General features: G+C 46.0%; 8 protein-coding genes and 1 tRNA gene. All 9 read left to right on the plus strand.

The window, feature by feature from the left end; all coding sequences use genetic code 11:
* Positions 1 to 242 precede the first annotated feature (242 nt).
* The 9 genes from CAG69_RS10560 (at position 243) to gloA (ending at position 8,140) form a co-directional block, all read left to right on the plus strand.
* Positions 243 to 318 (plus strand) — tRNA-Asn (locus CAG69_RS10560).
* Between the two features lie 330 nt (positions 319 to 648).
* Positions 649 to 1,227, plus strand: a complete 579-nt coding sequence (rsxA, locus tag CAG69_RS10565; protein ID WP_005380762.1) for an electron transport complex subunit RsxA — start codon at positions 649 to 651, stop codon at positions 1,225 to 1,227.
* A 3-nt stretch (positions 1,228 to 1,230) separates the two neighbouring features.
* On the plus strand, positions 1,231 to 1,827 hold the full coding sequence (rsxB, locus tag CAG69_RS10570; RefSeq protein ID WP_005396655.1) for an electron transport complex subunit RsxB: 597 nt from the start codon (positions 1,231 to 1,233) through the stop codon (positions 1,825 to 1,827).
* Positions 1,828 to 1,835: 8 nt separating this feature from the next.
* Positions 1,836 to 4,607, plus strand: coding sequence for an electron transport complex subunit RsxC (gene rsxC, locus CAG69_RS10575; protein WP_161444120.1), 2,772 nt, complete (start codon positions 1,836 to 1,838; stop codon positions 4,605 to 4,607).
* The gene (gene rsxD, locus CAG69_RS10580) at positions 4,607 to 5,653 is read left to right on the plus strand and encodes an electron transport complex subunit RsxD (protein ID WP_012841573.1); all 1,047 of its coding nucleotides are present in this window, start codon (positions 4,607 to 4,609) and stop codon (positions 5,651 to 5,653) included. Before rsxC ends, rsxD begins: the two co-directional genes overlap by 1 nt.
* A gap of 7 nt (positions 5,654 to 5,660) precedes the next feature.
* The gene (gene rsxG, locus CAG69_RS10585) at positions 5,661 to 6,293 is read left to right on the plus strand and encodes an electron transport complex subunit RsxG (protein ID WP_006743364.1); all 633 of its coding nucleotides are present in this window, start codon (positions 5,661 to 5,663) and stop codon (positions 6,291 to 6,293) included.
* On the plus strand, positions 6,293 to 6,985 hold the full coding sequence (locus tag CAG69_RS10590; protein ID WP_054867993.1) for an electron transport complex subunit E: 693 nt from the start codon (positions 6,293 to 6,295) through the stop codon (positions 6,983 to 6,985). Before rsxG ends, CAG69_RS10590 begins: the two co-directional genes overlap by 1 nt.
* A 64-nt stretch (positions 6,986 to 7,049) precedes the next feature.
* Positions 7,050 to 7,691, plus strand: a complete 642-nt coding sequence (gene nth / locus CAG69_RS10595) for an endonuclease III (RefSeq protein ID WP_042522463.1) — start codon at positions 7,050 to 7,052, stop codon at positions 7,689 to 7,691.
* A 32-nt stretch (positions 7,692 to 7,723) separates the two neighbouring features.
* Complete coding sequence (gene gloA / locus CAG69_RS10600) at positions 7,724 to 8,140, plus strand: lactoylglutathione lyase (RefSeq protein WP_005380739.1); 417 nt, start codon at positions 7,724 to 7,726, stop codon at positions 8,138 to 8,140.
* Positions 8,141 to 8,334 lie beyond the last annotated feature (194 nt).

Here is an 8,334-nt window from a genome sequence, read left to right on the forward strand (position 1 = left end):
GTATAGCTCTGATTAAAAATTCACTAAATAAAAACCAGGTTGCATATAAAAGATCTTTACTCAGATCTCATCAACATAGTTATCCACAAAATTAGTGGATAAGTAACCTCACCCCTTTGCTGACAAGTAGTACAGAAAAGTAAAGCCCTTCCCTCAATATTTTTTGCTAAAAATGTATTTTTTTACTGTTGACAGTAGTTTGGCTGCTCGGTAAGATTCGTCCCGCTTTAAAGCAAAGCAATTCCTCCTTAGCTCAGTTGGTAGAGCGACGGACTGTTAATCCGCAGGTCGCTGGTTCGAGCCCAGCAGGAGGAGCCAAATTCCAGAAAAGTCGTGTCGCAAGACACGGCTTTTTTTCGTTTTGAAATCAAAAACTTCTTTCACCATCAATATCTCAAGTGACGACTTAAAATTACTCGCTAAATGTAATTCCCACCTTCTGAACAAAAGATTCTTTGAGGAAAGACAGCACCAGCGTCTTTTGTAAAATCCATTCAGCAAGCTGTTCAATTTCTTATTGATTCATCAAAATACCTCACATAGACGACTATTTTTCCATCGTGTATGTAAAACCACATCGTTCACTGGTTGTTATTGGTGTCACAAAACACGATAATATCAAGATCGGATTTTAAGAACGTAATAACTATGACCGAATATGTTTTGTTGTTGGTCGGCACTGTGCTGGTGAACAACTTTGTACTGGTGAAGTTTTTGGGCCTATGTCCTTTTATGGGTGTGTCCAAAAAACTGGAAACAGCAATAGGTATGGGCTTAGCGACAACTTTTGTGCTAACGCTCGCGTCAGTGTGTGCGTATTTAGTGGAAAGCTACATTCTTCGTCCACTGGGTATTGAGTACCTTCGAACCATGAGTTTTATTTTGGTGATAGCCGTTGTGGTGCAGTTCACCGAAATGGTTGTGCACAAAACAAGTCCAACACTTTATCGCTTGCTTGGTATTTTCTTACCGCTGATCACTACAAACTGCGCGGTATTAGGCGTCGCGCTTCTTAATATTAATGAGAACCATAACTTTATCGAATCGATTATCTACGGCTTCGGCGCCGCTGTTGGTTTCTCATTGGTGTTGATACTTTTTGCATCCATGCGTGAGCGCATAGCTGCCGCCGACGTACCAGTGCCTTTTAAAGGTGCATCGATTGCAATGATTACAGCGGGTTTAATGTCACTAGCCTTTATGGGCTTTACAGGTTTGGTGAAGTAAACAATGAGTACGATTTTAATTGCGATCATCGCGTTAGCGGTTCTTGCTGCGATTTTCGGCGCGATACTTGGTTTTGCTTCTATTCGCTTCAAAGTCGAGGCAGACCCAATTGTGGATCAAATCGACGCAATCTTACCTCAAACTCAATGCGGTCAATGTGGCTACCCTGGTTGCCGCCCTTATGCTGAAGCGATTGCAAATGGCGACCACATCAACAAATGTCCGCCAGGCGGTCAGGCAACTATCGAAAAGCTCGCCGACTTAATGGGTGTTGAGCCAGAAGAATCTGCGCACGATCTCGACAGCAAAATTCCAACCGTTGCGTTTATCCATGAAGATATGTGCATTGGCTGTACTAAGTGTATTCAAGCGTGTCCAGTGGATGCAATTGTAGGCGGTACAAAAGCGGTCCATACCGTAATTAAAGACGAATGTACGGGGTGTGACTTATGTGTTGCACCATGTCCAACTGATTGTATTGAAATGATTCCTGTGGCAACCACCACGGAAAGCTGGAAGTGGCAACTTAACTCCATTCCAGTACTCAACATTACGGATGCTGCCGACGATGCAGCGAACGTGAAAGATTCAATTAAGTAAGGTTTCGCATGTTGTCTTTGATTGAACAAATTCGTACAGGCTCGCTTTGGGATTTCCCTGGTGGTGTGCATCCGGCAGAAAACAAAAAGCAGTCCAACAAAACTGAGCTCGTTCACGCGGCTATCCCATCAGAAATTGTATTACCGCTAAAACAGCACATTGGTAAGGCTGGTAACTTATTGGTTGCCGAAGGTGACCACGTATTAAAAGGTCAGCCATTAACGCAATCCGAAACTGGTTTTACCGTTCCAGTGCATGCTCCTACATCGGGTACGATCACCGCAATTGAGCCTAGAACCGTTGCTCACCCTTCAGGTCTGAGTGAACTCTGTGCGGTCATTACACCTGATGGTAACGATACATGGTGTGACAGAAAACCCGTCGCGGATTACAAACAAGAAACACCTGACGCACTGATCGATATTATTCGTCTCGCAGGCATTTCAGGTATGGGTGGCGCAGGTTTCCCTACCGCAAAAAAAATCCAATCAGGTTTTGCTCGCACAGAGATTCTTATCGTCAACGCAGCTGAGTGTGAGCCATACATCACATCAGATGACAAGCTCATGCAAGAGCATGCCGAAGAGCTCATCCAAGGTATCGAGATTGTCGAACATATCCTGACACCAAAGCTCACGATTATTGGTATTGAAGATAACAAACCAGAGGCAATCAAAGCGTTAGAAGCTGCGGCTCTAAACAAAGATATCGTCATTCGCGTTATCCCGACTAAATACCCTTCTGGTGGTGAAAAACAGCTGATCAAAATTTTGACCAATAAAGAAGTACCAAGCGGCGCAATCCCAGCCGATATTGGTATTTTGGTTCAAAATGTCGGTTCTCTTTACTCAATCAAACGCGCAATCATCGATGGTGAACCGATGATAAAACGCGTGGTGACTCTCACCGGTAAAACATTCAAACAACCACGCAATGTTTGGGCATTATTAGGTACACCAGTACAGGCGTTATTGGATGAGTTTGGCTATAAAGCCGATAAGAAGTTACAACGTTTAATCATGGGTGGACCAATGATGGGCTTCACCCTTCCCCACTCTCAAGTGCCGATTACCAAGACAGCAAACTGTATCCTTGCTCCGACTCGTCGTGAGATCTCTCCGCACCAACATGAGATGGAATGTATTCGCTGTAGCCAATGTGCTGAAGCTTGCCCTGCTTCACTGCTACCTCAGCAACTGCAATGGCATGCAAAAGCTGAAGAGTATGACAAACTCGAAGAACTAAACTTAAAGGATTGTATCGAGTGCGGTGCTTGTGCGTTTGTGTGTCCAAGTGAAATTCCTCTCGTACAGTATTACCGCCAAGCAAAAGCGGAAATTCGCACCAGAACACAAGAAGCGGAAGCTGCGGAGCGAGCGAAGCTGCGTTTTGAAGAGAAGAAAGCGCGTATGGAACGCGAAAAAGCAGAACGTGAAAATCGCTTTAAGAAAGCAGCCGATCAGCGCCGTAAAGACATGAAATCTTCTGGTGGTGATGATGCGATTGCAGCAGCGATCGCACGAGTGAAAGCTCAGAAGACAGAAACAACAGAAAAAGCAGAGCCAGCCGTTAAACCTGCCGTCGCTGCAGCCATTGCCAAAGCGAAGGCAAAACAGGCCGCAGCCGCTAAAGCAGGCTCTAGTGAACCTGATAACTCAGAAATGGCAAAACTGCGCGAAGAACGCAAACGTCTAGCCCGCGAACATAAAGCACAAAAAGAGCAAGGCGAAACGCCAGACAACAACGCTGATGATAAGAAATCGGCAGTTGCAGCAGCCATCGCCCGAGCTAAAGCGAAAAAAGCTCAACAAGAAGAATCAACCGAAACAATAGAAGCTCAAGCATCTGCTGAGAAAACCGACGATCCGAAGAAAGCCGCCGTTGCAGCTGCCATTGCGCGCGCTAAGGCTCGTAAAGCGAAACAAGCAGACTCAACTGAAACTGAAGAAGTTGAAGCACCTGCTGAACAAGCTGAAACGCCTACTGAGCCAATCGACGATCCGAAGAAGGCAGCCGTTGCTGCTGCCATTGCACGCGCTAAGGCTCGTAAAGCGAAACAAGCAGACTCAACTGAAACGGAAGAAGCTGAAGCACCTGCCGAACAAACCGACGATCCGAAAAAAGCCGCCGTGGCTGCTGCGATTGCACGTGCCAAAGCGCGTAAAGCGAAGCAAGCAGACTCAACTGAAGCGGAAGAAGCTGAAGCACCTGCTGAGCAAACCGACGATCCGAAAAAAGCCGCAGTTGCCGCTGCAATTGCTCGAGCCAAAGCGCGCAAAGCGAAACAAGCAGACTCAACTGAAGCGGAAAAAGCTGAAGCACCTGCCGAGCAAACCGAAGATCCGAAAAAAGCCGCCGTGGCTGCTGCCATTGCACGTGCCAAAGCGCGTAAAGCTAAGCAAGAAACGCAAACAGAGCCTGTTGAAGAAGCAACTTCCGAAGAACCAGAAGTGGATCCGAAGAAAGCCGCGGTTGCCGCAGCAATTGCGCGCGCGAAGGCTCGTAAAGCGCAACAAGCGGACTCAACTGAAGCGAAAGAAGCTGAAGCACCAGCCGAGCAAACCGAAGATCCGAAAAAAGCGGCTGTCGCTGCGGCTATTGCGCGTGCCAAAGCGCGTAAAGCTAAGCAAGAAGAACCAGCCGAAACGGTAGAAGCTGAAACGCCTGCTGAACAAACTGAAGATCCGAAAAAAGCGGCTGTCGCTGCTGCTATTGCGCGCGCGAAGGCTCGCAAAGCGCAGCAAGAAGCTAATAAAAATAATACTGAGGAGAACGAGTAGTGTCGTTTTTTATTGCCAGTTCACCGCATACCCACAGTCGTCGTAGTACACCTGACTTAATGAAATGGGTGGCACTTTGTGCTCTCCCAGGTTTAGCGGCTCAGACCTACTTCTTTGGGTGGGGAACGCTTATTCAGCTGATTTTTGCCATCGCAGTCGCTGTATCACTTGAAGCCTTAGTTATGGTCTTCCGTAAACGTTCGCCGATGCGAGCACTACGTGATAACAGTGCGATCGTTACCGCTTGGTTATTAGCCGTGGCTATCCCACCATGGTCTCCGTGGTGGATTATGGTGATCGGACTTATTTTCGCGATCGTAATCGCTAAACACCTATATGGTGGCCTTGGTCAAAACTTATTCAATCCTGCCATGGTCGCTTATGTGGTCTTGTTGATCTCATTCCCAGTGCAAATGACGAGTTGGAGTGCCCCGACGTCACTCATACCTGATCACGTAAATTTTGCAGATACACTCTCTTTAATTTTTACGGGCTATGATTACGACGGCTTATCGCTTCAGCAAGTTCGAACGGGGGTTGACGGCGTGACAATGGCGACGCCACTTGATGCATTTAAAACTGGTATTCATACAGGTGCAACCCCAAGCGAAGTACTGTCGCAGCCAATATTCGATGGCTTAGCTGGCATTGGTTGGCAATGGGTAAATCTTGCCTACTTACTTGGTGGTTTAGTGATGATCAAAAAACGCATCATCCAATGGTATATCCCCGTAGGTTTCCTAGCGAGCCTGACGCTATTTAGCCTCGTGTTCAGCTTACTGACCCCAGGGGAAACTGCGTCGCCAATCTTCCACTTGCTATCAGGTGCAACCATGCTTGGCGCATTCTTTATTGCAACCGATCCCGTGTCGGCGTCGACAACCGTTAAAGGACGTTTGATCTTTGGCGCGCTTATTGGTGCTTTGGTCTTTATCATTCGCAGTTGGGGAGGCTTCCCTGATGGTGTTGCATTCGCAGTGTTACTTGCAAATATGTGTGTGCCACTGATCGATTACTACACCAAACCTAGAACTTACGGTCACTGAGGTAAACATGTTAACCGCTATTAGAAAAAATGGTCTGACACTTGCGATCTTTGCCTGTGCAACAACCGGATTAGTCGCCTTTACTCAGTACCTAACAAAAGACCAAATCAAGATACAAGAACAACAACAATTGCTTTCTGTTTTGAATCAAGTCATTCCAGAAAACATGCATGACAACGCACTCACGCAAGCCTGCACTATGGTCACGTCACCAGAACTGGGGACATTACGTGCGATGCCAGCCTACCTCGCCACGAAGAATGGTGAACCGACAGCAATCGCAATAGAATCCATCGCGCCAGATGGCTACAATGGTGAGATAAAAGTTATTACTGGGATTGACAATCAGGGCAATATTTTGGGGACACGCGTCTTAAGCCATCAAGAAACCCCTGGCCTGGGCGATAAAATTGATCTTCGTGTCACCGACTGGATCCTGAGCTTTACGGGCAAACAAGTCACGGAAAGTAACTGGAACTCATGGAAAGTTCGTAAAGATGGTGGTGATTTCGATCAATTTACTGGTGCAACGATCACGCCTAGAGCCGTCGTAAAAGTGGTGCGAAATACCGTTAACTACGTAAACCAATCTCGTGAAGACATTCTTAGCCAGCCTTTGGGCTGTGAAGGAGAGCAGTAATGAATGAGAATAAATTGCTGATGAAAAACGGTATGTGGAGTAATAACCCTGCTCTCGTACAGCTGCTGGGTCTGTGTCCACTACTAGCGGTTTCTTCCACAATAACCAATGCCTTAGGTCTTGGTATTGCAACCTTACTAGTGCTGGTCGGCTCCAACGTCACGGTTTCTCTTATTCGTAATTACGTACCAAAAGAGATCCGCATTCCTGTATTCGTGATGATTATTGCCTCACTTGTTACCTGCGTTCAGTTATTGATGAATGCCTATGCGTATGGTTTATACCTGTCTCTTGGTATCTTTATTCCTCTGATTGTAACCAACTGCATCATTATTGGTCGAGCTGAAGCATACGCTTCAAAAAATGATGTTGCGCCTGCAGCATTAGACGGTTTATGGATGGGTCTTGGTATGACAAGCGTTTTGGTCGTGCTAGGTGCCATGCGTGAGTTAATTGGTAATGGCACGCTATTCGACGGGGCAGATCTGCTATTAGGAGACTGGGCATCCGCTCTCCGCATTCAAGTTTTCCAATTTGACAACAGCTTTCTGCTAGCGCTTCTTCCACCCGGTGCATTTATCGGCGTTGGTCTGTTGATAGCGCTTAAAAATGTCATCGATAATTCAGTCCAGGCACGTCAACCAAAAGAAGAAAAACCAACCATAGAACGTGCTCGCGTCACTAACGCATAACAAGATAAGGCTCTGTCATAGGAGCCTTTTTCATAAACCGCAGAGACGGTATTGGAAGTCAGCAATGAACAAAATAAAAAGAATCGAAATTCTTGAGCGATTACGAGAAAACAATCCGAATCCTCAAACTGAGCTTAACTGGAGCTCCCCTTTTGAACTGCTAATCGCGGTATTATTATCAGCGCAAGCAACCGATGTAAGTGTCAATAAAGCCACCGACAAGCTTTTCCCTGTCGCTAATACACCGCAAAGTATTCTCGATTTGGGAGTTGATGGCTTAAAAGAATACATAAAGACCATCGGTTTGTTTAACTCAAAAGCAGAAAACACTATCAAGACTTGTAAGATCTTGTTGGAAAAACACAATGGTGAAGTTCCTGAAGATCGTGCAGCGTTAGAAGCGCTACCAGGCGTAGGTCGCAAGACCGCAAACGTCGTGCTCAACACCGCTTTTGGTTGGCCAACCATTGCCGTCGATACGCACATTTATCGCGTGTCGAATCGTACTAAGTTTGCAATGGGCAAAACGGTTGATGATGTCGAGCAAAAGCTATTAAAAGTTGTGCCAAAAGAGTTCAAACTCGATGTGCACCACTGGCTCATTCTTCATGGCCGCTACACGTGCTTGGCGAGAAAGCCTCGCTGCGGTAGCTGCATTATTGAAGATTTGTGCGAATATAAAGAGAAAGTATATCCAGATAGCTAACGCTATTTGAAAATCAAAGCTAGGAGCAAAAAATGTCAAATGGTCGAATTCTCCACACTATGCTTCGCGTAGGTGATCTAGACAAATCTATCAAGTTTTACACTGAAGTTATGGGCATGCAGTTGCTTCGTACGAACGAGAATAAAGAGTACGAATACACACTGGCGTTTCTTGGCTACGGTGACGAATCCCAAGGTGCTGTGATCGAGCTAACTTACAACTGGGGTAAAACTGAATATGACCTAGGTACTGCTTTTGGTCATATCGCCATTGGTGTTGATGATATCTACACAACTTGCGACGCTATCAAAGCGGCGGGCGGTAATGTGACGCGTGAACCAGGTCCAGTAAAAGGCGGAAGCACGCACATTGCATTCGTAAAAGACCCAGATGGTTATATGATTGAGCTTATCCAAAACAAGCAAGCTTCAGCAGGTCTTGAAGGCTAAGCGGCACTTCTAATAATCACTTGTACTGCAAGTTGAACATCGATTACAGGCAGGTCTGCGATCTGCCTGTTCTTTTATAAACAAAATACTTTACTTGATAATAATTATCGTTTAGATTTATTCGCAACTTCGATATGCGGGATTACGATAATGATCAGTGAATGGGAAAAACACACACTTCTAGCCGATACGGC

This window comes from Vibrio sp. V43_P6S15P86 (assembly GCF_009904725.1).
Taxonomy (GTDB): Bacteria; Pseudomonadota; Gammaproteobacteria; order Enterobacterales; family Vibrionaceae; genus Vibrio; species Vibrio diabolicus.

Coding starts and splice junctions, on each gene's coding strand:
- rsxA (WP_005380762.1), top strand. CDS start 649: ATGACCGAATATGTTTTGTTGTTGGTCGGCACTGTGCTGGTGAACAAC.
- rsxB (WP_005396655.1), top strand. CDS start 1,231: ATGAGTACGATTTTAATTGCGATCATCGCGTTAGCGGTTCTTGCTGCG.
- rsxC (WP_161444120.1), top strand. CDS start 1,836: ATGTTGTCTTTGATTGAACAAATTCGTACAGGCTCGCTTTGGGATTTC.
- rsxG (WP_006743364.1), top strand. CDS start 5,661: ATGTTAACCGCTATTAGAAAAAATGGTCTGACACTTGCGATCTTTGCC.
- CAG69_RS10590 (WP_054867993.1), top strand. CDS start 6,293: ATGAATGAGAATAAATTGCTGATGAAAAACGGTATGTGGAGTAATAAC.
- nth (WP_042522463.1), top strand. CDS start 7,050: ATGAACAAAATAAAAAGAATCGAAATTCTTGAGCGATTACGAGAAAAC.
- gloA (WP_005380739.1), top strand. CDS start 7,724: ATGTCAAATGGTCGAATTCTCCACACTATGCTTCGCGTAGGTGATCTA.